This is a genomic window from Dysosmobacter sp. Phy, from assembly GCF_054476235.1.
Genome location: NZ_CM136997.1, coordinates 943,609 through 964,910, shown reverse-complemented (window position 1 = coordinate 964,910; position 21,302 = coordinate 943,609). Strand labels below are relative to the sequence as shown.

Below are 21,302 nucleotides of genomic sequence, written 5' to 3'. Positions count from 1 at the left end.
AAAGTATTTCAACGCGCACAGTATAGCACGCTCATAGGGCGGAATGCAAGGGAAAATATGAAAAAAATCCGCAAAATTTGGGCAAAACGGTTGCGGAAATGTCAGGATATGGGTTAAAATGAGCAGGCATGTGAAAATCAGACAGCCGGGATGCCCGGCGGAAAGGATGTATCATGGAAGAGTTGAAGCCCCGCCGTCGGGGCCGCTGCGCCGGCCGCGGCACCTGGCGGGAGCAATATCGGGCCCTTCAAATGACCGGGGCGGAGGCCGCCGCCCTGATCCGGGACGGGGACGTGCTGGCCTTTTCCGCCATGTCCAACTGGCCCCGGGAGCTGGACGCCGCCCTGGCTGAGCGCCTGCGGACACAGGGGGGTCACGTTGAGGTGGACGCCCACTTCATTCCCGCGGGCACCCGGCTGCTGACGCCGGAGTGCGCGGACCATGTGACCTATAACACCAACTTTTTCGGCGTGGAGCGGACCCTGGCCCCCATGGGCAACGTCCACTATGTGCCCACCCATCTGAGCCAGACGCCGGATTGGCTTCTCTCCCGGCATCCCCGGGCGGCGGTGCTCACCTGCTCGCCGCCGGATGAGAACGGCTGGATGAGCCGGTCCATCTGGGGCACCTGCCTGAACCGGCGGCTTCTGGAGCAGTGCGAGCTGGTGCTGGCGGAGGTCCATCCCGACATGCCCTATATCGAAAGCGACGGGCCCTTCCACACCAAACTCCACGTCTCGGAGGTGGACGGCATCATCGAGACCTCCGGCCCTCTGGTGGAGACTGCCGCCGTCCCCGGCAATGAGGCGGACCGGCGCATCGCCGGATACATCGCCGACATGGTACCTGACGGTGCCTGTTTGCAGCTGGGCCTGGGGGGGCTGGCCAACGCGGTCGGAGAGAATCTGGTCTACGCCGGGAAGCGGGACCTGGGGGTCCAGACAGAGGTGCTGAGCACCGGCATCATGGAGCTGATGAAGGCCGGGGTGGTGAACAACAGCCGCAAGGAGGTCTGCACCGGCCGCACCGTCTGCGCCCATCTGGTGGGGGGACAGTCCCTGTGGGACTTTGCCCGGGAAAACGCCGCCTTCTGCCAGAAGGAGATCGACTTCGTCAACGACTCCCGGGTCATCGCTCAAAACCGCAATGTGGTGTCCATCAACAACGTACTGGAGATCGACTTGACCGGCCAGGCCAACGCCGAGACCGTGGGCAGCTGTCAGTACTCCGGCACCGGCGGTCAGCTGGAGTGGGTCATCGGCTCTCAGTGGTCCCCGGGGGGCAAGAGCATCCTGGCCCTGCGCTCCAGCTACAAAGACAAGGCCGGACAGCTCCACTCCAAAATCGTGCCGCAGCTGGCTCCCGGCAGCGTGGTCACCACGCCCCGGACCTGGGTGCAGTATGTGGTGACAGAGTACGGCGTGGCGGACCTGAAGTACAAGAGCGCTCTGGAGCGTGCCCGGGCCCTCATCGCCATCGCCCACCCGGACTTCCGGGCGGAGCTGGCTGCCGCTGTAAAGAATCTGTAAAAAAGTGGACAAGACCGCCTCCCGTGCCGGAGGCGGTCTTGTTGTCTTTTGCCAAAAGTGGGGGAGGGGGACGCCGTTGTGTTTGACTTCCCGGGACCGGGTCCGTAGAATGGGAGAAAATGACCGCAAAAAGGAGTGGAGTGCCCATGAAAATCCTGCTGCAGATCGGCGTGGTGTTCGGCCTGTACTGGGTGAGCCAGTGCATCGAACAGGTGCTGCCGATCCCCTTTCCCGCCAGCGTCATCAGCCTGCTGCTGTTGCTGTTGCTGCTGCTGACCCGGGTCATCAAAGTGGACCATATCCGGGAGAAGGCGGACTTTCTGCTGGGAAACCTGGGCTTTTTCTTTGTGCCGGTGTCCGTCAGCATCATGAATTACGCCGGGATCATCTGGGAGAACGCCGCCGCCTTCTTCACCATCTGCGTGGTATCCATGGTGCTGACCTACGGCGCCACCGTGGCCGCCGTGCGGCTCACCGTCCGGCTGATGGGCCGGAGAGAGGAGGAGCAGGGATGAGCGCACTGTTGGAGTCCCCCTTCTTCGGCATCGCCCTGACGGTGCTGGCCTACTGGCTGGGCGTCCAGGCTCAGAAGCGGACGGGCCTGGTGATCTGCAACAACATGATCGTCTCCGTGGCGCTGCTGATCGCGGTGCTGACGCTGTTCCACATTCCCTACGAGGCCTATTACGAGGGCGGCAGCGTCATCAATATGTTCCTGGGACCCGCCACTGCCTGTATAGCGGTGACGATCTACGCCAAAAAGGACCTGCTCAAGCGGAACTGGCTGCCGGTGCTGGTGGGGTGCCTGACCGGCGTGGTGGTGTCCGTGGGCAGCATCCTGGTGATGAGCCGCCTGTTCGGCCTGGACGCGGCCATGACCGCCTCCCTGCTGCCCAAGTCCGTGACCACCCCCATCGCCACTGCGGTGTCCGAGGGCCACGGCGGCATCGTCTCCATCACCGTGGCGGCGGTGATCGTCACCGGTATCCTGGGCAATCTGACGGCTCCCTTCCTGGTGAAGCTGTTCCGGGTGAAGGATCCGGTGGCAGTGGGATTGGGCATCGGCGCGTGCAGCCACGCCATGGGCACTGCCAAGGCCCTGGAGATGGGCGAGACCGAGGGGGCCATGAGCGGCCTGGCCATCGGCATGTGCGGCATCATCACCGCCGTGGCGGCCCTGTTTTTCGAGGCGCTGCTGTAAGGAGGCGCGCTCCGCTCCATAGAGCATCAGATCAGACAGGGCCCCGGCCATTCGGCCGGGGCCCTGTTGCGGATATTGCGGGATCAGACGTAGAACATCAGATCGCTGTACACGGGGAAGGGCCAGTAGGAGGCGTCGGTCAGCGTTTCCAGCTTGTCGGCGCCGGCCCGGGCCTCGGCCATCAGGGGGATGATGGTCTCGTGGCAGTAGACCATGGCCCGCACGGTCTCGGCGGGCACCTGGGCCACGGCCTGCTCCAGCCGGCCGCAGGCGTCGGCCAGGGCATCGGTCAGGGCGCCGACCTTGGCGGCGGTGTCCTTTTCGAACTGGCAGCTGACGCCGCAGGAACTCTTCTCCGAAGCCCGGCGGCACAGGTCCGCGCCGTACCGGGACACGGCGGGGAGGATCTGATGCCGGATCATGTCCGCCATGGTGTTGGCTTCGATGGAGATGACGGTGGTGTAATTCTCCATGTGGATCTCCGCCCGGGCGGCGATCTCCTCTTTGGTGTAGATGCCGTGCTTGGTGAACAGCGCCACGTTCTTGGGCGCGGTATAGGCGGGCAGGGCGTCCACGGTGGACACCAGGTTGGAAAGGCCCCGCTTCTCCGCCTCGGCGATCCAGGCGTCGTCGTAGCCGTTGCCGTTGAAGATGATGCGGCGGTGCTCCGTAAAGACCCGCTTGATCAGCTTCTGCAGATCCGCCTGGAAGTCCTGGGACTTCTCCAGCTCGTCGGCGAACTGCTGGAGCTGCTCGGCCATGATGGTGTTCAGGGCGATGTTGGGGCCGGAGATGGACTGGGAGGAGCCCAGCATCCGGAACTCGAACTTGTTGCCGGTGAAGGCCATGGGGGAGGTGCGGTTGCGGTCGGTGTTGTCGCTGCGGATGGCGGGAAGTACGTCGACGCCGATCTCCAGGGTCCGGTTGCCGGCCTCCTTGAACTCCGTGTCGTGGATGATGGACTCCACCACCGCGCCCAGCTCGTCGCCCAGGAAGATGGACAGCACGGCCGGCGGCGCCTCCTGGGCGCCCAGACGGTGGTCGTTGCCCGGGAAGGCCACGGTGGCCCGCAGGAAGTCCTGGTAATCGTCCACGCCCTTGACAAAGGCCGCCAGGAACAGCAGGAACTGGGCGTTCTGCCGGGGGGTGGAGCCGGGCTTGAAGAGGTTCTTGCCGGTGTCGGTGGACAAAGACCAGTTGTCGTGCTTGCCGGAGCCGTTGACGCCGGCGAAGGGCTTTTCATGGAGCAGGCACACCAGGCCGTGGCGCTCCGCCACCTTCTTCATGACCTCCATGGCCAGCTGGTTCTGGTCGCAGGCGCTGTTGGCGTCGGTGTAGATGGGGGCCATCTCGTGCTGGGAGGGGGCCACCTCGTTGTGCTTGGTCTTGCTGAGCACGCCCAGGGCCCACAGCGTCTCGTCCAGGTCCTTCATGTAGGCGGCCACCCGGGGGCGGATGGCGCCGAAGTAGTGATCCTCCAGCTCCTGGCCCTTGGGGGGCTTGGCGCCGAAGAGGGTCCGGCCGCAGAAGCGCAGGTCCTCCCGCTGCTTGTAAAGCTCCTTGTCGATGAGGAAGTACTCCTGCTCGGGGCCAACCTGGGGCGTGACCCGCTTGGTCTCTGTGTCGCCGAAGAGCCGCAGGATGCGCACCGCCTGACGGCTGAGCTCATCCATGGACCGCAGCAGCGGCGTCTTTTTGTCCAGCGCCTGACCGGAGTAGGAGCAGAAGATGGTGGGGATGCACAGACTCCCCTCCTTGATGAAGGCGAAGGAGGTGGGGTCCCAGGCGGTGTAGCCCCGGGCCTCGAAGGTGGCCCGCAGGCCGCCGGAGGGGAAGGAGGAGGCATCGGGCTCGCCCCGGACCAGCTCCTTGCCGGAGAACTCCATGATGATTTTGCCGCCGCCCACAGGCGTGATGAAGCTGTCGTGCTTCTCCGCGGTGACGCCGGTCATGGGCTGGAACCAGTGGGTATAGTGGGTGGCGCCCTTCTCTACGGCCCACTGCTTCATGGCCTCGGCGATCTCATTGGCGGTGGAGATGTCCAGAGAGGTGCCGTCCACGATGCACTTCTTCCACGCCCGGTAGGACGCGGTGGACAGGCGCTCCTTCATGGTCTCCTCGTTGAAAACCAGGCTGCCGAACAGCTCGGGAAGCTTCAGAGTGGTACTCATAGTTGATTCCTCCTATTGTTCTAATGGTATCCTATCATAAAATCGCCGGAACGCAATAGGTAATACTTCCGAAAATCAGCCTCTTACAGGCCGCTGGCTCCGTAATTGGACAGCACCCGGGCGGAGGGGTCCGCCACGTCGCAGCCCTTCCAGGCCCGGTTGGGCATCCAGAAGTCCCGGATCATGGCCGCCTGGCCGGGGTAAACTTGCTCGAACAGCTCCCGGTACAGCAGGCTCTCCTTGGTAAAGGGACGGCAGTAATCGTACTTCCGGGAGAGCTGCTCAAACTGGGCGTCGGTGTAGTACTGCTCGGCGTAGGCCTTCAGATCGTCCACCATGGAGTGGCCCACGGCGTCGGAGAAGGCGGCCTTCTGGCGCCAGAGGATGGACTCCGGCAGCAGATGGTCCTTCTCGAAGGCCCGGCGCAGCAGGTACTTGCCCATGTGGTAGGTGTTCATCTTCAGCGCCGGGTCGATGGACATGACATACCGCACGAAGTCCAGATCGCCGAAGGGGACCCGGGCCTCCAGGGAGTTGACGGAGATGCACCGGTCCGCCCGCAGCACGTCGTACATGTGCAGCTCGGAGATCCGCTTTTGGGCCTCCTGCTGGAAGGCGGCGGGGCTGGGGGCGAAGTCCGTGTACTTGTAGCCGAAGAGCTCGTCGCTGATCTCGCCGGTCAGCAGCACCCGGATGTCGGTATCCCGGTGGATGGCCTTGCAGCACAGGTACATGCCCATGCTGGCCCGGATGGTGGTGATGTCCCAGGTGCCTAAGAGCTTGATGACCTCCGGCAGCGCGGCGATCACCTCGTCCCGGGTCATGTATACCTCCGTGTGGTCGGCGCCGATGAAGTCGGCGGCTTCCCGGGCGTACTTGAGGTCGATGGCGTCGGTGTCCATGCCGATGGCGAAGGTGCGGATCTTCTTGCCCAGAATGACGGAGCTGATGGCGCAGACCAGGGAGGAGTCCAGCCCGCCGGAGAGCAGGAAGCCCAGGGGGGCGTCGGCGTCCAGCCGCTTATCCACGGCGGCAATCAGCCGGTTGCGGATCTCACGGCAGATGGTGTCCAGATCGCCGGTCACATAGTCCCCGGCCACGGCGGCGGGGTCGGCGTAGCGGACGAACTTGCCCTGGGCGTAGTAGTGGCCCGGAGGGAAGGGGAAGACTTTGCGGCACAGGCCTACCAGGTTTTTCGGCTCGCTGGCGAACACGATGGCCCCGGCGCGGTCGTAGCCGTAGTACAGCGGGCGGATGCCGATGGGGTCCCGGGCGGCCACCAGGGAGCCGGTGGCGCCGTCGTAGAGCACCAGGGCGAACTCCGCGTCCAGCCGGGCGAACATCTCCAGGCCGTATTCCCGCCAAAGCGGCAGCAGGATCTCGCAGTCGCTGCCGCTGCGGAAGGTGTAGCCCTGCTGCTCCAGCTGCCGCTTCAGGGGGCGGAAGCCGTAGAGCTCGCCGTTGCACACCACATAGTCCCCGCCCAGCCGGAACGGCTGCATCCCCGCCTCGGTCAATCCCATGATGGCCAGCCGGTGGAAGCACAGGTACCCGTTGGGGGTCTCCACGATCCGGGACATGTCGGGGCCACGGGAGAGGGTGCGGTCGAAATAAGGGCGGATCTCCTCAGGGGTCAGGGTCTTGCGGGAAAAACCCATGATGGAACACATAAACAGCACCTCCAAAAACAAAAAGCGCAGCTACATCCTAAAAATTTTAGGACGAATAGCTGCGATCCGCGGTGCCACCTAATTTGTCCCCCAGGGGGACCACCTTCAAGGCTCCAACAAGCCCGTGTGAGGTAACGATCACAACTCGTCGCACTTACTGGCGGAGGTCCCGCGTTCAGATTGCAGCTACGGAGTGTTCTTCCCACGGATTCTTTGTTACGGGGTTTCCACTGTCCCCCGCTCACTGAAACGGAACGTCCGCGGTACTTTTCTCCATCGACGCCTTTGCCGAAAATGAAATTATGGATGGAGTGTACCATCGCGGACCGCCCGCTGTCAATGACAGATCCGACAAAATGAAACGGCTGCAAAACGAAAAAGTTCTCTGCCAATTCCAAAAAATAGGCGAAAACCGCCGGGGACGGCTGTCTTTCCGAGAAAAGCAGCCGTTCCCGGCGGGCATACGGACGGGAGAACTCAGAGGTTGATCTCCGCCTTCTCCGCGGAGGCGCCGGCAAGCAGGGGCTCCACCCGGGCGAGGAAGGCGTCCACCTGCTCCGGGCAGCGGCCGATGTAGGCGGCGGGGGTCAGCACCGCCGCCATTTCCGCCTCGGTCATGCCGAAGGCGGGTTGGGCGGCCAGGCGGGAGAGCAGGTCGCACTTCTCGCCCTCCTTCATCCGGGCGGTGGCGGCCATGGAGCACTGGCGGATGATCTCGTGGAGCTCCTGGCGGTTGCCGCCCCGCTTGACGGCCTCCATCATTAGGTTCTCCGTGGCGATGAAGGGCAGGTACTCCCGCACGGTGGCCTCCACCACCTTCTCGTTGACGTGGAGCCCGTCGGTGACGTTCTGGGCAAGGCGCAAAATGGCGTCGGCGCAGAGAAAGCCCTCCGGCAGAGAGATCCGGCGGATGGCGGAGTCGTCCAGCGTCCGTTCCAGCCACTGGACGCAGGCGGTGAAGGGGGCGTTCAGGGCGTCGGTCATCAGGTAGCGGGACAGGGAGCAGATCCGCTCGGAGCGCATGGGGTTGCGCTTGTAGGCCATGGCGGAGGACCCAATCTGGTTCTTCTCGAAGGGCTCCTCCACCTGCCGGTCGTGCTGGAGCAGGCGGATGTCGTTTGCCATGCGGTAGCAGCTCTGGGCGATGGAGGAAAGGCAGTTGAGGATGCGGCTGTCCATCTTCCGGGGGTAGGTCTGGCCGCACACCGCAAAGCACCGGTCGAAGCCGAACTCGGCGGCGATCATCCGGTTCATCTCATCGACCTTGTCCCCGTCGCCCTCGAACAGGTCCATAAAGCTGGCCTCGGTGCCGGTGGTGCCCCGGCAGCCCAGGAAGGGGATGCTCTCCAGCACGAAGTCCAGCTCCTCCAGGTCGCTGACGAGGTCCTGCATCCAGAGGGTGGCCCGCTTGCCCACAGTGACCAGCTGGGCGGGCTGATAGTGGGTGTAGCCCAGGGTGGGGGTGGCCTTGTACTGCCGGGCGAACTTGGCCAGGTTCGCCATCACGGACAGCAGCTCTCCCCGCAGATACCGCAGGCCCTCGCGGTAGAGTACCAGGTCCGCGTTGTCGGTGACATAGCAGCTGGTGGCGCCCAGGTGGATGATGCCGGCGGCGGAGGGGGCGGCCAGGCCGTAGGCGTACACGTGGGCCATGACGTCGTGGCGGACCTCCTTCTCCCGGCGGGCGGCGGCGTCGAAGTCAATGTCGGTGACGTGGGCCTCCAGCTCCGCCACCTGCTCCGCGGTGACGGGCAGGCCCAGGGCGTGCTCCGCCCGGGCCAGAGCCACCCACAGCCGCCGCCAGGTCTGGATGCGCATATCGGCGGAGAACAGGTGCAGCATGTACTCCGAGGCGTAGCGGGACGCCAGGGGGGACTCGTAACGGTCTTTGGACATGAAAAGATCCACCTTTCTTGTGTTCAAAAGTAAGGAGGCACCCGGTCGGGTGCCTCCAGAGAGTGCGTTGCATTTCGCCGGAGGCGAAAGAAAGTTGAATTTGTTTTCGGCAGGACACCCTCCAGAGGGGCTTCTCTTGCCCCTTGAGGGGGCAATTCACCTTCTGCGCCTGCCGAAAACTCTTTGACTCAAGCGCCTTGGGCGCGTTCACCAGTGACCGATGTCACTGGTGGTGGGGGAGTTGGAGGGGGAGCCTGCTCCCCCTCCAATCATTACCGGATGATGATGGCCTCCCGCTCCGCGCCCACGGACACGTAGGTGATGCGGCATCCGATGGCCTGCTCCACGTACTCCACATAGTCCCGGGCGGCCTGGGGCAGATCCTCCCACCTGCGCACGCCGGAGATGTCGCACTTCCAGCCGGGCATGGTTTTCATCACCGGCTTGGCGTCGGGCAGCAGGGTGGGGAAGGGGAAGTCGTCGGTGACCTGTCCGTTCAGCTCGTACTGATCGCAGATGGGGATTTCATCCATATAACTGAGCACGTCCAGCTTGGTCAGGGCGATGTCCGTGGCACCCTGGCACTGGATGCCGTACCGGGTGGCCACGATGTCGATGGGGCCCACCCGGCGGGGGCGGCCAGTCTTGGCGCCGTACTCGCCGCCGGCCTCGCGGAGCTTCTCCGCCTCCTCGCCGAACCACTCGCAGGTGAAGGGGCCCTCGCCCACGCAGGAGGAGTAGGCCTTCACCACGCCCACGACCTTCTCGATCTTGGCCTCCGGGTAGCCGGAGCCAACGGGGGCGTAGGCGGCGATGGGGTTGGAGGAGGTGGTCATGGGATAGATGCCGTAATCCAGGTCCCGCAGGGAGCCCAGCTGGGCCTCGAAGAGGATGGACTTGCCGGCCTTGTTGGCCTTGCGCAAGAAGGCGCCGGTGTCGCAGATGAAGGGCTTGATCTTCTCGCCGAACTCCGCCACCCAGGCCTTGAGGTCGTCCATGGTGTAGGGCTTGGCGCCGTAGACCTTGGTGAGGGTCAGGTTCTTCCACTCCAGAATGCCCTCCAGCCGGTCCCAGAGCTTGTCGGGATAGAGCAGCTCACCGGCCAGGACGGTCTTTTTCTGGTACTTGTCGGAGTAGAAGGGGGCGATGCCCTGCTTGGTGGAGCCGTACTTCTTGTCGGCCAGGCGGGCCTCCTCCAGACCGTCCAGATCCCGGTGCCAGGGCAGCAGCAGCGACGCCCGGTCGCTGATTTTCAGATTCTCCGGCGTAATGGACACGCCCTGGGCGGTGATCTCGGAGATCTCCTTCCACAGGTTCTCGCAGTCCAGCGCCACGCCGTTGCCCAGAATGTTCACCACGCCGGGCCGGAAAATACCGGAGGGCAGCAGGTGAAGGGCAAACTTCCCGAATTCGTTGACCACGGTGTGGCCGGCGTTGCCGCCGCCCTGATACCGGACCACCACATCATAGTCGGCGGTGAGCAGGTCCACCATGCGGCCCTTGCCCTCATCGCCCCAGTTGATCCCAACAATGGCGCAATTTGACATACTTCAAAACCCTCCCGGTTGATTTTAACAGTTCCTCCGGTCAGGCATCTCAAGCGCAGGGAGCCTAACCTTTGTTATTATATAGGTTGATCTTTCATAAGTAAAGCAAAAACTTGTAATATCCAGTATCATTTTTTCTAATCCCGCCGTGCGCGGCGGTTTTTCCTTTTCAAAGGGGGAGGGGATGTGATATAATGTCTCCCATGTTTGAACGCCGGCCCCGGGCCGGCTTACAAAAGATAGAGAGAGGTCGAGGGTCTATGGCAGCCATTGGGTTTGACAATCAGCAATATCTCAAAACGCAGTCGGAGCAGATCCGCAGGCGGATCGCCCAGTTCGGCGGCAAGCTGTATCTGGAATTCGGCGGGAAGCTGTTCGACGACTACCATGCCTCCCGGGTCCTGCCGGGCTTTGAGCCGGACAGCAAGGTGCGGATGCTCCAGCAGCTGCGGGAGGACGTGGAGATCGTCATCGCCATCAACGCCGCGGACATCGAGAAGAACAAGGTCCGGGGAGACCTGGGCATCACCTACGACGAGGACGTGCTGCGGCTGATCGACAGCTTCCGGGGCATGGACCTGTACGTGGGCAGTGTGGTGCTGACCCGCTACAGCGGCCAGGGGGCGGCGGACGCCTTTTTGCGCCGCCTGACGGCCCTGGGCATCCGCTGCTACCGCCACTATCCCATCGCCGGATATCCTTCGGACGTGGCCCACATCGTCAGCGACGAGGGCCTGGGCAAGAACGACTACGTGGAGACCAGCCGGCCCCTGGTGGTGGTGACGGCCCCCGGCCCCGGCAGCGGCAAGATGGCCACGTGTCTCAGCCAGCTCTACCACGATTACAAGCGGGGCATTTCCTCCGGTTATGCCAAGTTTGAGACCTTCCCCATCTGGAACCTGCCCCTCAAGCACCCGGTGAACCTGGCCTACGAGGCCGCCACGGCGGACCTGGACGACGTGAACATGATCGACCCCTTCCACCTGGAGGCCTACGGCAAGACCGCCGTCAATTACAACCGGGACGTGGAGATCTTCCCGGTGCTCAGCGCCATCTTTAAAAAGATCCAGGGCCAGTCTCCCTACCAGTCCCCCACGGACATGGGCGTCAACATGGCCGGCAACTGCATCGTGGACGACGCGGTGTGCTGCGCCGCCTCCCGGATGGAGATTTTGCGCCGGTACTACACCGCCGGTGTGGAGCACGTCCAGGGCAAGTGCGAGGAGAACACCGTCCGCAAGCTGGAGCTGGTGATGCAGCAGGCGGGCGTGACGTCGGAGATCTGTCCCGCGGTGTCCGCCGCGCTGACCAAGGCCGAGGCCACCGGCGGCCCCGCCGGCGCCATGGTCCTGCCGGACGGACGGGTGGTCACCGGCCGCACCTCCGACACTCTGGGCGCCGCCTCCGCCATGCTGCTCAACGCCCTGAAGGCCCTGGGCGGCATTGCCGACCACTTCGAGCTGATCTCTTCCCAGGTGCTGGAGCCGGTGTGCCGGCTGAAAACGGAATACCTGGGCCACAAGAACCCCCGCCTCCACACCGACGAGGTGCTCATGGCCCTGACCATCTCCGCCCTGACCAATCCCCTGGCGGAGCTGGCCCAGCAGCAGCTGCCCAAGCTCCGGGGCTGCGACGCCCACTTCACCGTCATCCTCAGCGAGGTGGACGAGACCCTCTTGAAGCGCCTGGGCATCAACGTCAGCTGCGAGCCCCGGTACGAGACCAAGAAGCTGTATCACCGGTAAACCGGTGTCATTCCCGAAAGGAGACCCTATGGACCCCATCATTCAACAGATCGCATCGGAACTGAACAAGCGGCCGGACCACGTGGAGAACGTGGTCCGGCTTTTGGACGAGGGCAACACCATCCCCTTCATCGCCCGCTACCGCAAGGAGCTCCACGGCGCCATGGACGACACTGCCCTGCGGACATTGGAAGAGCGCCTCCAGTACCTGCGGGGCCTGGAGGAGCGGAAGGAGACTGTGAAGAAGGCCATCGCCGACCAGGGCAAGCTGACGGAGGACCTCTCCGCCGCCATCTCCGCCGCCGCCACATTGGCGGAGGTGGAGGACCTGTACCGGCCCTACAAGCAAAAGCGCCGCACCCGGGCCACCATTGCCCGGGAAAAGGGGCTGGAGCCCCTGGCGGCGCTGCTCTTCGCCCAGGGACCCGACTGCCCGGACCCTTTGACCGAGGCCGCCAAATACATCGACCCGGAAAAGGGCGTGGAGACGGCGGAGGAGGCCCTGGCCGGGGCGTCCGACATCGTGGCGGAACGCTTGAGCGACGACGCCGCCCTCCGGGGCAGGCTCCGGGAGCTGGTGCGGAGAAACGGGCGTCTGCGCAGCGAGGCCGCCACGGAGGAGGACACCGTCTACCGCCTGTACTACGACTTCTCCCAGCCCATCTCCCGGCTCCAGGGCCACCAGGTCCTGGCCATCAACCGGGGCGAGCGGGAGGAAAAGCTGAAGGTCGCCCTGGAACTGGACCGGGAGCTGGGCCTCCGGGCCGTCCGGCGCCACGCGGTGGTGCCCGGCAGCGCCGCCATGGACTTCGTCAAGGCCGCGGCGGAGGACGCCTGGGACCGTCTGATCTTCCCCTCGTTGGAGCGGGAGGCCCGGGCGGATCTGACGGAAGCCGCCAGCGAGGGCGCCATCGGCCAGTTCGCCCTGAACCTGCGGCCCCTTCTGATGCAGCCCCCCGTCAAGGGCAAGGTCACCATGGGCCTGGACCCGGGCTACCGCATGGGCTGCAAGGTGGCGGTGGTGGATCCCACCGGCAAGGTACTGGACACCGCCGTGGTCTATCCCACCTACGGTGAGCGGCAGAAGCAGGAGGCCATCACGACGCTCGGCAAGCTGATCCGCAAGGACGGCGTGGCGCACATCGCCATCGGCAACGGCACCGCCAGCCGGGAGACGGAGCAGATGACGGTGGAGCTGATCCATAAAATGGCCGCCGAGGGCATCTCCGTCAGCTATATGATCGTCTCCGAGGCCGGGGCCAGCGTCTACTCCGCCAGCCCCCTGGCGGCGGAGGAATTCCCCCAGTTCGACGTGAACCTCCGCTCCGCCGTGTCCATCGCCCGGCGGCTCCAGGACCCCCTGGCGGAGCTGGTGAAGATCGACCCCAAGGCCATCGGCGTGGGCCAGTACCAGCACGACTGCCCCCAAAAGCGCCTGGACGAGGCCTTGGGCGCCGTGGTGGAGGACTGCGTCAACGCCGTGGGCGTGGACGTGAACACCGCCTCTCCCTCTCTTTTGCAGCGGGTGGCGGGCCTGGGACCCGCCACGGCCAAGAACGTGGCCGCCTACCGGGAGGAAAACGGCCCCTTCACCTCCCGCAAGCAGATCTTGAAGGTGCCCAAGCTGGGCCCCAAGGCCTTTGAGCAGTGCGCGGGCTTTCTGCGGGTGCCGGAGAGCCGAAACGTCCTGGACAACACCGCCGTCCACCCGGAGAGCTACGCCGCGGCGGAAAAGCTGCTCGCCCTCACCGGCCACACCCTGGCCGACGTGAAAGCCGGTGCCCTGGGGGACCTGCGCTCCCAGGTGAAGGCCTACGGCGAGGAGCGGGCTGCGGAGGCGTGCGGCGTGGGCGTGCCCACGCTCATGGACGTGACGGCGGAGCTGATGAAGCCCGGCCGGGACGTCCGGGAGGATCTGCCCAAGCCCATCCTCCGCACCGACGTGCTGGAGATGAAGGACTTAAAGCCCGGCATGGAGCTGACCGGCACCGTCCGCAACGTCATCGACTTCGGCGTGTTCGTGGACATCGGCGTCCATCAGGACGGCCTGGTCCACATCTCCCAGGTGGCGGACAAATTCATCCGGCACCCGTCGGAGGTGGTCTCCGTGGGCGATGTGGTGAAGGTGGTCGTGCTGGACGTGGACGAGAAGAAAAAGCGCATCAGCCTCAGTATGCGCCAGGCCAAGAGCTGAGAGGAGGAACCGTGATGATCCTGACCATCGACCAGGTCAACGACGCGCTGGACGAGATGGCGGAGGGCTTTCCGCAGGTGCTCTTTGAGGAGCTCAACGGCGGGGTGAACCTGCTGGAGGAGGCCCTGCCGGATCCCCAGTTCCCGGAGGGGGAGATGTATATTCTGGGGGAGTACTGCGAGGATGTGCTGGGCCGGTATATCAATCTCTACTACGGCTCCTTTGCCGCCCTGGCGGAGCGGGAGAACTGGGACCAGGACACCTGGGCCGATGAGCTCTACACCACCCTCTCCCACGAGCTGACCCACCATATGGAGAGCCGGGGCGGCCTCCACGCCCTGGACGACCGGGACGCCGAGGAGTTGGCCCAGTGGCGGGCGGAGTACGCGGCCCGGGAGGGCGAAGCGCCCTGAGAGCACTCCGGCCGCATCACCATCCAAAAACCCCGGCCCGGGACAGCGTCCCGGGCCGGGGTTCTCTTTTTCCCGCGTTGGATCACCGGACCTGCGCCAGGCGGGCGCGGACCTCCGCCTCCCGGGGGATGGAGGGCTCCGCCCCGGGTCGGGTCACGGCGATGGCGGCGGCCATGGCCGCCATGGCCAGGGCCTCCTCCAGGGGCCGTTCCCGGGCCAGCATGGCCAGGAAGTACCCGGTGAAGGTGTCACCGGCGCCGGTGGTGTCCACCGCCCGGGCCGGGAAGCTGGGCTGGAACAGCCGCCGCCCGCCGCTGCGGCACCATGCGCCCTCCCGGCCCAGGGTCAGCACCACGCCCATGGCCGGGTAGCGGGCTTCCAGCGCGTCCAGAATGGCCCGAGGCTCCTCTGCCCCGGTGAGCTGGGCACCCTCCAGCCGGTTGATGAGCAGCCAGGCAAGGCCGCCGAGGTCCGCTTGCAGCAGGGCCTCGTCCACCGGGGAGGCGTTGAGGCACACCCGGTGGCCCCGCGCCGCCGCCAGGGCCAGCAGGTCGGCGAGGCCCGACGTCTCGTTCTGGGTCAGCACATAGGCCGGGGCGGGGAGCCGGTCCAGGACCTGCCGGATGTATCCGGCGGTGACGGCGCCGTTGGAGCCCCGGCAGAGCAGGATGCAGTTCTCCCCGGTCCCGGAGACCTGGATCACCGTGTGGCCCTGGGGCAGGGGACAGTCCGCCAGGAGGGCGGTGTCCGCGCCGCTGCGCTCCAGCACCGCCCGCAGCGCCTCTCCGCCCGCGCCCAGCATCCCGGCGTGGCGGACCGCCGCCCCGGCCCGGGCGGCGGCCACGGACTGATTGAGGCCCTTTCCGCCGCAGTAGACGGCCCGGCCCTCCACGGCCAGGGTCTCCCCGGGGCGGACGAAGTCCGGCACGGTATACACATAGTCCAGGTTCATGGACCCGAAATTGACGATCTCCATAGGCTGCCTCCCGGTGCGGTTTTCCTCAGTATAGCGCGGCGGGCGGAAAAAGGGAAGGGGAGCGGCGTTCGCCGCTCCCCTGTTTGATCATATTACGGCCCCGTCCCGGTGCCGTCGCAGCGCCAGCCGTCATCGGAGAGGTACATGGGTCCCATCTGCCGGTTCATGAAGGCCCCCTCCGGGGCCTCGCCGTAGGCGCCGGTATAGTTTTCGGTGTTCCCGGCCATGTTCCAGCTGAGGGACGCCTCGTTTTCCGGCACGAAGATGCGATAGTAGTGGAAGTAGAAGTGCTCTGTCTCCAGCATGAAGGGCTGGTACCAGCTGTCCATGGCCTCCTCGTCCAGCTCCACCACATTGCGCACGTAGGTCAGGGCGTACTTGCTGCCCGGCGTCACCTGGAGACCGACTGCCTGCACCGCGTCCACCCAGGCCTGGGCGACGGCCAGGTGGTCCTGCCCGGTGTCCGGGATCACGATGTCGCCCCGGAGGACATCCAGCTCCACCTCGTCGTACCAGAACCGCAGGTGGTCGAAGATGCTGCCATAGGGCATCGCGTCCGCGCTCTCCGCCCGGAGCCAGTAAGTCTGGCCGCTGTCGGTGCAGCGGACCAGGTCGCTGCCGGTCCAGACCTGGATGGCGTACCGACCATCCGGGGAGGAGAGGATCAGGGAGGCCTCCGGCTCCGGAGAGGACGGCAGGCCTTCCTCCGCCCGGGACCAGCTGAAGGCGTAGGGGGAGGAGAAATGGAGGGCGGTGTACTGGGCGTTGGCGGTGCCCCCGGGCGTGGTCACATACCGTCCGCCGCCCACGCCGTCGGCCCGGAGCATCTCCATGACCAGCGTCTCATTGCTGCGGATGGCGTCCATCAGCATCCCGGCCTGGACGTCGGCGGTGAGCGGTGCGTCCGACTGCTCATCGAACCAGGCCCGGATGGCCTCTGCGGCCCCGCCGCCGTGGACAGCGGTCACCTGATAGATGGTGCTGCCGCCCTTGTCGGTATACTGCACGTAGGGGCTGCCGAAGAACACCCGGAGCATATAGAGCTCGTCGGGGTCATGGAGGGTGAGGAAGTAGTCCCCCTCCTCCTCTGAGGCCCAGGGGTCCGTGGCGATGGGCCAGGTCCAGCGGGTGTCCACCCAGCTGTACCCGTCGCCGGTGAGCTTGTTCAGCAGGACCCGGACCGTCGGGTCCGAGGTGGAGACGGACAGGGCGTCCGTCTGCCAGGTGCCGCCGCTGTTGTACTCCAGGTTCACCTCCAGCCGCCCGGTGAAGTTCTGGAGCACCTGCGTCAGGTCCTTGGCGGCCTGGTCGTTGGCGCTGTATGGGGCGGAGGAGTAGACCTCGCTGAGTGCAAAGCTCTCTGCCGCGGCGTTCAGATGGCCGCCCTCCAGGGAGTGGGCAAAGCGCAGGCACACCTCCATGGGATCGGCGGCCCAATCCGCCTGTCCTGCGTCCGCCTGGGACTGGAGGTCGGCGTAGTAGTCCGCCATGGGCAGGTCCGTGTCGGGCCGGATCACCTGGCGCTGGGGAATTTCTCCGTCGTACCACAGCTGCTCCACGCACCAGACACCGCCCTCTCCCTGGGTGACCGGCTGGGAGAGGATGAAGGACCAGGTGATCTCCCGGCTGCCGTTGACCGCGTAGTAGGGGTAGTAGGTGGCGGTGATGTGGTCGCCAGCAAACTGATAGGGCTGGCTGCGCATGGCCTGGACGGTCTCCTCCGGGAAGGGCTCCACGCCCGCCACGGCCAGCACCGCCGCCTCCGCCCAGTCCATCAGGGCGGACTGGACGGCCTGGTAATCCTCAGCGTTTTCCGGGGAGAAGTTGACATCCGTGGGGAAGTGGACGGCGTAATAGTACCCGTCGGTGCCTTTAGCAAAGCAGGAGACGCCGCTGGTGTCCACGGCGCACAGATGCCGCTCAAAATCCGCCTGGTCCCAGCGGTTGACCCCGAACAGCCAGCCGCCGTAGTCGCTGTCGTAGTCCGGGGCGTAGTAGTAGGCGAAGCGGAATGTCCCGCCCTCCTCCGCCGGGGCCTCCACGACCACCTGGTCCGCGTATGCCTCCGGCACTTGGGCAAGTGCCGCCCGCACGGCCGCGGTCCGCTCCTCCGCCGTCAGGACGGGGCCCTCCGTCTCCGGAAATTCCACGGACCGGGCAAAGTCCACGGCATCCTCCCGGGTAAAGTTTTTGGCGTTGAGGCTCAGCAGGATGCCGGTGTCATCGCCGGGCCGGGCCAGAAAGACGTACCAGTAGGCGGAGGTCGTCTCCACCGCGGACAGGTCTGTGCCGGAGAGCTCCAGCTCGCCCAGTTCCGCGGCGGTGTAGAGGTCGTGCTCCGCGTACAGCAGCGCCGCCGGGGCGGCCAGGCCGGACAGGGACTCCGACTCTCCGCAGTCGGTGTGGTTCCAGGTGGGCAGGGCCTCCCGGATGGTCTCCCCTTCCCAGGTGAGCCAGCTGGCGGGAAAGACGCCCGCCATGCCGGCGGCGGTCCACTGGGGCGGCGTGCCGTCCCCAAAGTCGGAATAGACGTCGGGGGAGAACCGGTATCCGCCGCCGTAGCCCAGGGTGTCGCTGTACGCCTCCAGCGTCAGCCCCTCCGGCAGCACCAGGGAGATGCCCAGCTCCGGCAGCTCCACGGCGGCGGAGCGGTCGGCCCGGGCGCCGGTGAAGGTGGCGGCGGCCGCGACGGCCACCGCGGTCACCAGGCACAGTGCCGTCACCGCCAGCATCCGGGGCTTTTTCGCGATCAGGGCGACGCGCTCTTTCAATCCGCTCTTGCCGCTGCGCATGGTGGTGGCGGTCTGCAAAAGGCTCCCGGGGGAGACCCCGGCGGCCACCAGTCCCACCAGTGTCCGGCCGTAGGCGATGCGCTCCGCCTCGCCCAGACGGCGGATGGCCCCCTCGTCGCAGGCAAGCTCACAGTCCCGCCGGGACAACGCCGCCGCCCACCACACCAGGGGGTCGAACCAATACAGGCACAGACACGCCGCCCGGACCAGCGACCACCAGGGGTCTCCCTGGCGGCGGTGGGTCAGCTCGTGGGCCAGGACGTGCCGCAGCCGTACTGGGTCCGCTTCACAGGCCGGCGTCACGTAGATCCGCTGTCGGACAAGGCCCAGCAGGCAGGGAGAGGGCACCGCCGCCGACACGTACACCGGCACCGGGCTCTCCGCCCCCTCCAGACGCCGGGCGCCCTTCCGGGCCCGGGCGGAGAAGGCCAGGTTCACAGTCAGGAACCAGAACGCCATCACCGCGGCGCCGCAGAGCCGCACGGTCCGCAGCACCGCGCCCAGATCGAAGATCTGCTCCGCCGGGACGGTGGTGTAGTCCGTGCCCGCCGGCGGGGCCTCCCCCACCGGATAGAAGTGGCGGATGCCGGAGTCGTCATAGTAGATGGCGACCTCCTGATTGTCGGCGGTGGTCCCGGTCTCCGGCGCCGGGGCGGAAGTGGTGATCCCGTGAGAGGAGACGTACACCGTGGTGTCCGGCCCCTCCGGCGGCAGGGCGTTGAGCACGCTGAGCCCCGTTCCCGGCAGGGACAGGGGCACCAGCAGCCGCACCGCCGCCAGCAGCCACAGGGCGTACTGGACCCGGGGGCGGATCCGTCCCCGCAGCAGATACCGCAGGGCGATCAGCACCAGGATCAGCAGGCTGGAGGTAAGAAGGATCTCTCTCATGACCGTCCCTCCTCCGCTCTGCGCAGCACGGCGTACAGCTCGTCGATGTCCGCCTGGCTCAAACTCTCCCGCTCCGCCAGGGCGTTGACCAGCAGTCCCACGCTGCCGTGGTAGGCCCGGCTCAGCAGGGAGTCCGTCTCCGCCGCCGCCACTGCCTCCCGGCTGACGGCGGGGCGGAACACCTTGGCCCGGCCGGACTGCTCATAGGCGATCAGGCCCTTTTCCTCCATCCGCCGGACCATGGTGGTGACGGTGCTCTTGGCCCAGCCGGCGGAGACACCCAGCTCCCGCACCAGCTCCATCAGGGTCTTGGGGCCGGTCCACAGCGCCTCCATCACCCGCCACTCGCTGGCGCTGAGGGTCACAGACGCCTTGTCCATGCATCTCGCCTCCTTTTGGCTTACTTTTGTAATCCAATTCTAACACGGGGGACTACGGTTGTCAACCAATTTGACGGGGCAGCCCGGCGGGGAATTGACATTCCCCCGCCGGAATGTTACCCTTTTCGGGAAAGGAGGCGGCGCCATGTACCGTATTTTTCTGGTGGAGGACGACGAGGTGATCGCCGGCGCCGTGGCCCGCTATCTGGAGGGCTGGGGCTACACGGTCCGCTGCGCCCGGGAATTTGACCGGGTGCTTCAGGAGTTTACGGACTTCGACCCCCAGCTGGTGCTGCTGGACATCTCCCTGCCCTTTTTCAACGGCTACCACTGGTGTCAGGAGATCCGGAAGGTCTCCAAAGTGCCCATTTTGTTTCTGACCTCCGCCGGGGACAGCGTCAACACCGTCATGGCCATGCAGCTGGGCGGTGACGACCTGCTCTCCAAGCCCTTTGACCTCCAGGTCCTCTCCGCCAAGGTCCAGGCCATGCTGCGCCGGGCCTATGACTTCGGACCGCCTGCCCAGCTGCTGCGGTGCGGCGGCGCGGTGCTGAACGTGTCCGACGGGACGCTGACGGCGGGTGGGCAGCGCCTGGAGCTGACGCGGAATGAGCTGCGCATTTTGCAGATGCTGCTGGAGCGCAAGGGACAGACCGTCAGCCGGGAGGCGCTGATGACCCGGCTGTGGGAGTCCGACAGCTTTGTGGATGAGAACACCCTCACCGTCAACGTGGGCCGTCTGCGGCGGAAGCTGGAGGCGGCGGGGCTGCCGGACCTGATCCGCACCCGCAAGGGCGAGGGGTATCTGGCGGAGGAGCCGGTATGATGCTGCTGGCCTATCTGCGGCGGCAGTGGAAGCTGCTGGTGCTGCTGGCGGGGATCGCCGCCGTGTTCGCGGCGGTATTCTCCCTGTACGATCTGCCGGTGGAGGCGGTGGGCTATGCGGCGGCGCTGTGCCTGGCGCTGGGGGCAGTGCTGTTCGGCCTGGGCTTCCGGCGCTTTTGCGCCCGGCACCGGGAGCTGCGGCGGCTGCTGGACCGGGCGGAGGAGCCGGTGCTGCCCCTGCCGCCCGCAGGGGATCTGCTGGAGGAGGACTATCAGGCCCTGCTGACGGCGGTGGCCGCCCACCGCACCCGCCTGCTGGCCCGGGAGCGGGACAAGCTGGAGGACATGACCGACTACTACACCCTCTGGGCCCACCAGATCAAGACCCCTATGGCCGCCGCCGGCCTGCTGCTTCAGGAGGATCCGCCGCCCCGGGAGCAGCTGGAGGCGGAGCTTATCAAGATCGGCCAGTATGTGGACATGGTGCTGGGGTATCTGCGGCTGGACAGCGACTCCACGGACTACGTCTTTTGCGACACGGACCTGGACGCGCTGCTGCGCCAGGCGGTGCGGAAGTTTGCCCGGCTGTTTATCCTGAGGCACATCGCCCTGGATTTCCGGGAGACGGGCCGCGCGGTGCTGACCGACGGCAAGTGGCTCTCCTTCGTGGTGGAGCAGCTGCTGTCCAACGCGCTGAAGTACACGCCCTCCGGCGGCACCGTCCGCATCTACGCCGACGGGGAGACGCTGGTCATTGCCGACAGCGGCATCGGCATCCGGGAGGAGGATCTGCCCCGGATCTTTGAAAAGGGCTTCACCGGCTACAACGGCCGCACCGGGCAGAAGTCCACCGGCATCGGGCTGTACCTCAGCCGCCGGGTGACGGAGAAGCTGGGCCATGACCTGACCATCGTCTCCCGGCCGGGCCGGGGCACCATCGCCCGGCTGGACCTGAGCCGCCGGAAGCGGACCATGGAGTAAACCTTACGAAACTGTAAGATACGGAGCCGGACTGTAAGCCAGGACCATGGCGGACAGCCCGGCTCCCCTGCTATACTGGGGCCAATCCAAGCAA

At 65.8% G+C, this 21,302-nt stretch carries 15 protein-coding genes and 1 other annotated feature; of the genes, 8 read left to right on the top strand and 7 right to left on the bottom strand.

Annotated features, from left to right (window positions below):
* Positions 1-173 precede the first annotated feature (173 nt).
* The 3 genes from ACVDHE_RS04775 to ACVDHE_RS04765 all read left to right on the top strand — a co-directional run bounded on the left by ACVDHE_RS04775 (position 174) and on the right by ACVDHE_RS04765 (position 2,730).
* The gene (locus ACVDHE_RS04775) at positions 174-1,529 is read left to right on the top strand and encodes an acetyl-CoA hydrolase/transferase family protein (protein WP_458885788.1); all 1,356 of its coding nucleotides are present in this window, start codon (positions 174-176) and stop codon (positions 1,527-1,529) included.
* A 146-nt stretch (positions 1,530-1,675) separates the two neighbouring features.
* Positions 1,676-2,044, top strand: coding sequence for a CidA/LrgA family protein (locus tag ACVDHE_RS04770; RefSeq protein ID WP_213037053.1), 369 nt, complete (start codon positions 1,676-1,678; stop codon positions 2,042-2,044).
* Entirely contained in the window at positions 2,041-2,730 is a 690-nt protein-coding gene (locus ACVDHE_RS04765; RefSeq protein ID WP_418726274.1) for an LrgB family protein, read from the top strand. Before ACVDHE_RS04770 ends, ACVDHE_RS04765 begins: the two co-directional genes overlap by 4 nt.
* A gap of 83 nt (positions 2,731-2,813) precedes the next feature.
* Here the strand turns inward: ACVDHE_RS04765 and ACVDHE_RS04760 are convergent, their stop codons facing one another.
* From ACVDHE_RS04760 to ACVDHE_RS04745, 4 genes are all read right to left on the bottom strand, one after another.
* Positions 2,814-4,901, bottom strand: coding sequence for a glutamine synthetase III family protein (locus ACVDHE_RS04760; protein ID WP_458885787.1), 2,088 nt, complete (start codon positions 4,899-4,901; stop codon positions 2,814-2,816).
* An 83-nt stretch (positions 4,902-4,984) separates the two neighbouring features.
* Entirely contained in the window at positions 4,985-6,571 is a 1,587-nt protein-coding gene (asnB, locus tag ACVDHE_RS04755; protein WP_458886153.1) for an asparagine synthase B, read from the bottom strand.
* 44 nt (positions 6,572-6,615) lie between these two features.
* Positions 6,616-6,860, bottom strand: a binding site (T-box leader).
* A gap of 188 nt (positions 6,861-7,048) precedes the next feature.
* A complete protein-coding gene (gene purB, locus ACVDHE_RS04750) occupies positions 7,049-8,467 on the bottom strand; it encodes an adenylosuccinate lyase (protein WP_458885786.1) in 1,419 nt (472 codons plus the stop codon).
* 272 nt (positions 8,468-8,739) lie between these two features.
* Complete coding sequence (locus ACVDHE_RS04745; protein ID WP_325225263.1) at positions 8,740-10,014, bottom strand: adenylosuccinate synthase; 1,275 nt, start codon at positions 10,012-10,014, stop codon at positions 8,740-8,742.
* A 260-nt stretch (positions 10,015-10,274) separates the two neighbouring features.
* Between ACVDHE_RS04745 and ACVDHE_RS04740 the strand changes: the two genes are divergently transcribed.
* From ACVDHE_RS04740 to ACVDHE_RS04730, 3 genes are read left to right on the top strand one after another with little or no spacing between them, the layout of a single operon-like run.
* Positions 10,275-11,759, top strand: a complete 1,485-nt coding sequence (locus ACVDHE_RS04740; RefSeq protein ID WP_213037047.1) for a DUF1846 domain-containing protein — start codon at positions 10,275-10,277, stop codon at positions 11,757-11,759.
* A gap of 28 nt (positions 11,760-11,787) precedes the next feature.
* Positions 11,788-13,953, top strand: a complete 2,166-nt coding sequence (locus ACVDHE_RS04735) for a Tex family protein (protein ID WP_458885785.1) — start codon at positions 11,788-11,790, stop codon at positions 13,951-13,953.
* 14 nt (positions 13,954-13,967) lie between these two features.
* Entirely contained in the window at positions 13,968-14,366 is a 399-nt protein-coding gene (locus ACVDHE_RS04730; RefSeq protein ID WP_325225987.1) for a metallopeptidase family protein, read from the top strand.
* A gap of 82 nt (positions 14,367-14,448) precedes the next feature.
* Here the strand turns inward: ACVDHE_RS04730 and ACVDHE_RS04725 are convergent, their stop codons facing one another.
* From ACVDHE_RS04725 to ACVDHE_RS04715, 3 genes are all read right to left on the bottom strand, one after another.
* The gene (locus tag ACVDHE_RS04725; RefSeq protein ID WP_458885784.1) at positions 14,449-15,342 is read right to left on the bottom strand and encodes a PfkB family carbohydrate kinase; all 894 of its coding nucleotides are present in this window, start codon (positions 15,340-15,342) and stop codon (positions 14,449-14,451) included.
* Positions 15,343-15,434: 92 nt separating this feature from the next.
* Entirely contained in the window at positions 15,435-19,022 is a 3,588-nt protein-coding gene (locus tag ACVDHE_RS04720) for a M56 family metallopeptidase (RefSeq protein ID WP_458885783.1), read from the bottom strand.
* On the bottom strand, positions 19,019-19,402 hold the full coding sequence (locus ACVDHE_RS04715) for a BlaI/MecI/CopY family transcriptional regulator (RefSeq protein ID WP_213037042.1): 384 nt from the start codon (positions 19,400-19,402) through the stop codon (positions 19,019-19,021). Before ACVDHE_RS04715 ends, ACVDHE_RS04720 begins: the two co-directional genes overlap by 4 nt.
* A 145-nt stretch (positions 19,403-19,547) precedes the next feature.
* Between ACVDHE_RS04715 and ACVDHE_RS04710 the strand changes: the two genes are divergently transcribed.
* Both ACVDHE_RS04710 and ACVDHE_RS04705 read left to right on the top strand, forming a co-directional pair.
* Positions 19,548-20,228: a response regulator transcription factor gene (locus ACVDHE_RS04710; RefSeq protein ID WP_458885782.1), complete on the top strand. Its 681-nt coding sequence runs from the start codon at positions 19,548-19,550 to the stop codon at positions 20,226-20,228.
* On the top strand, positions 20,225-21,208 hold the full coding sequence (locus ACVDHE_RS04705; protein ID WP_325225975.1) for a sensor histidine kinase: 984 nt from the start codon (positions 20,225-20,227) through the stop codon (positions 21,206-21,208). The genes ACVDHE_RS04710 and ACVDHE_RS04705 overlap by 4 nt, the downstream gene beginning before the upstream one ends.
* The last annotated feature ends 94 nt before the right edge of the window (positions 21,209-21,302 follow it).

Bases quoted from the DNA above. Each gene is read 5' to 3' on its own strand.
- ACVDHE_RS04775 (WP_458885788.1), top strand. From the start codon at position 174: ATGGAAGAGTTGAAGCCCCGCCGTCGGGGCCGCTGCGCCGGCCGCGGC.
- ACVDHE_RS04770 (WP_213037053.1), top strand. From the start codon at position 1,676: ATGAAAATCCTGCTGCAGATCGGCGTGGTGTTCGGCCTGTACTGGGTG.
- ACVDHE_RS04765 (WP_418726274.1), top strand. From the start codon at position 2,041: ATGAGCGCACTGTTGGAGTCCCCCTTCTTCGGCATCGCCCTGACGGTG.
- ACVDHE_RS04760 (WP_458885787.1), bottom strand. From the start codon at position 4,901: ATGAGTACCACTCTGAAGCTTCCCGAGCTGTTCGGCAGCCTGGTTTTC.
- asnB (WP_458886153.1), bottom strand. From the start codon at position 6,571: ATGTGTTCCATCATGGGTTTTTCCCGCAAGACCCTGACCCCTGAGGAG.
- purB (WP_458885786.1), bottom strand. From the start codon at position 8,467: ATGTCCAAAGACCGTTACGAGTCCCCCCTGGCGTCCCGCTACGCCTCG.
- ACVDHE_RS04745 (WP_325225263.1), bottom strand. From the start codon at position 10,014: ATGTCAAATTGCGCCATTGTTGGGATCAACTGGGGCGATGAGGGCAAG.
- ACVDHE_RS04740 (WP_213037047.1), top strand. From the start codon at position 10,275: ATGGCAGCCATTGGGTTTGACAATCAGCAATATCTCAAAACGCAGTCG.
- ACVDHE_RS04735 (WP_458885785.1), top strand. From the start codon at position 11,788: ATGGACCCCATCATTCAACAGATCGCATCGGAACTGAACAAGCGGCCG.
- ACVDHE_RS04730 (WP_325225987.1), top strand. From the start codon at position 13,968: ATGATCCTGACCATCGACCAGGTCAACGACGCGCTGGACGAGATGGCG.
- ACVDHE_RS04725 (WP_458885784.1), bottom strand. From the start codon at position 15,342: ATGGAGATCGTCAATTTCGGGTCCATGAACCTGGACTATGTGTATACC.
- ACVDHE_RS04720 (WP_458885783.1), bottom strand. From the start codon at position 19,022: ATGAGAGAGATCCTTCTTACCTCCAGCCTGCTGATCCTGGTGCTGATC.
- ACVDHE_RS04715 (WP_213037042.1), bottom strand. From the start codon at position 19,402: ATGGACAAGGCGTCTGTGACCCTCAGCGCCAGCGAGTGGCGGGTGATG.
- ACVDHE_RS04710 (WP_458885782.1), top strand. From the start codon at position 19,548: ATGTACCGTATTTTTCTGGTGGAGGACGACGAGGTGATCGCCGGCGCC.
- ACVDHE_RS04705 (WP_325225975.1), top strand. From the start codon at position 20,225: ATGATGCTGCTGGCCTATCTGCGGCGGCAGTGGAAGCTGCTGGTGCTG.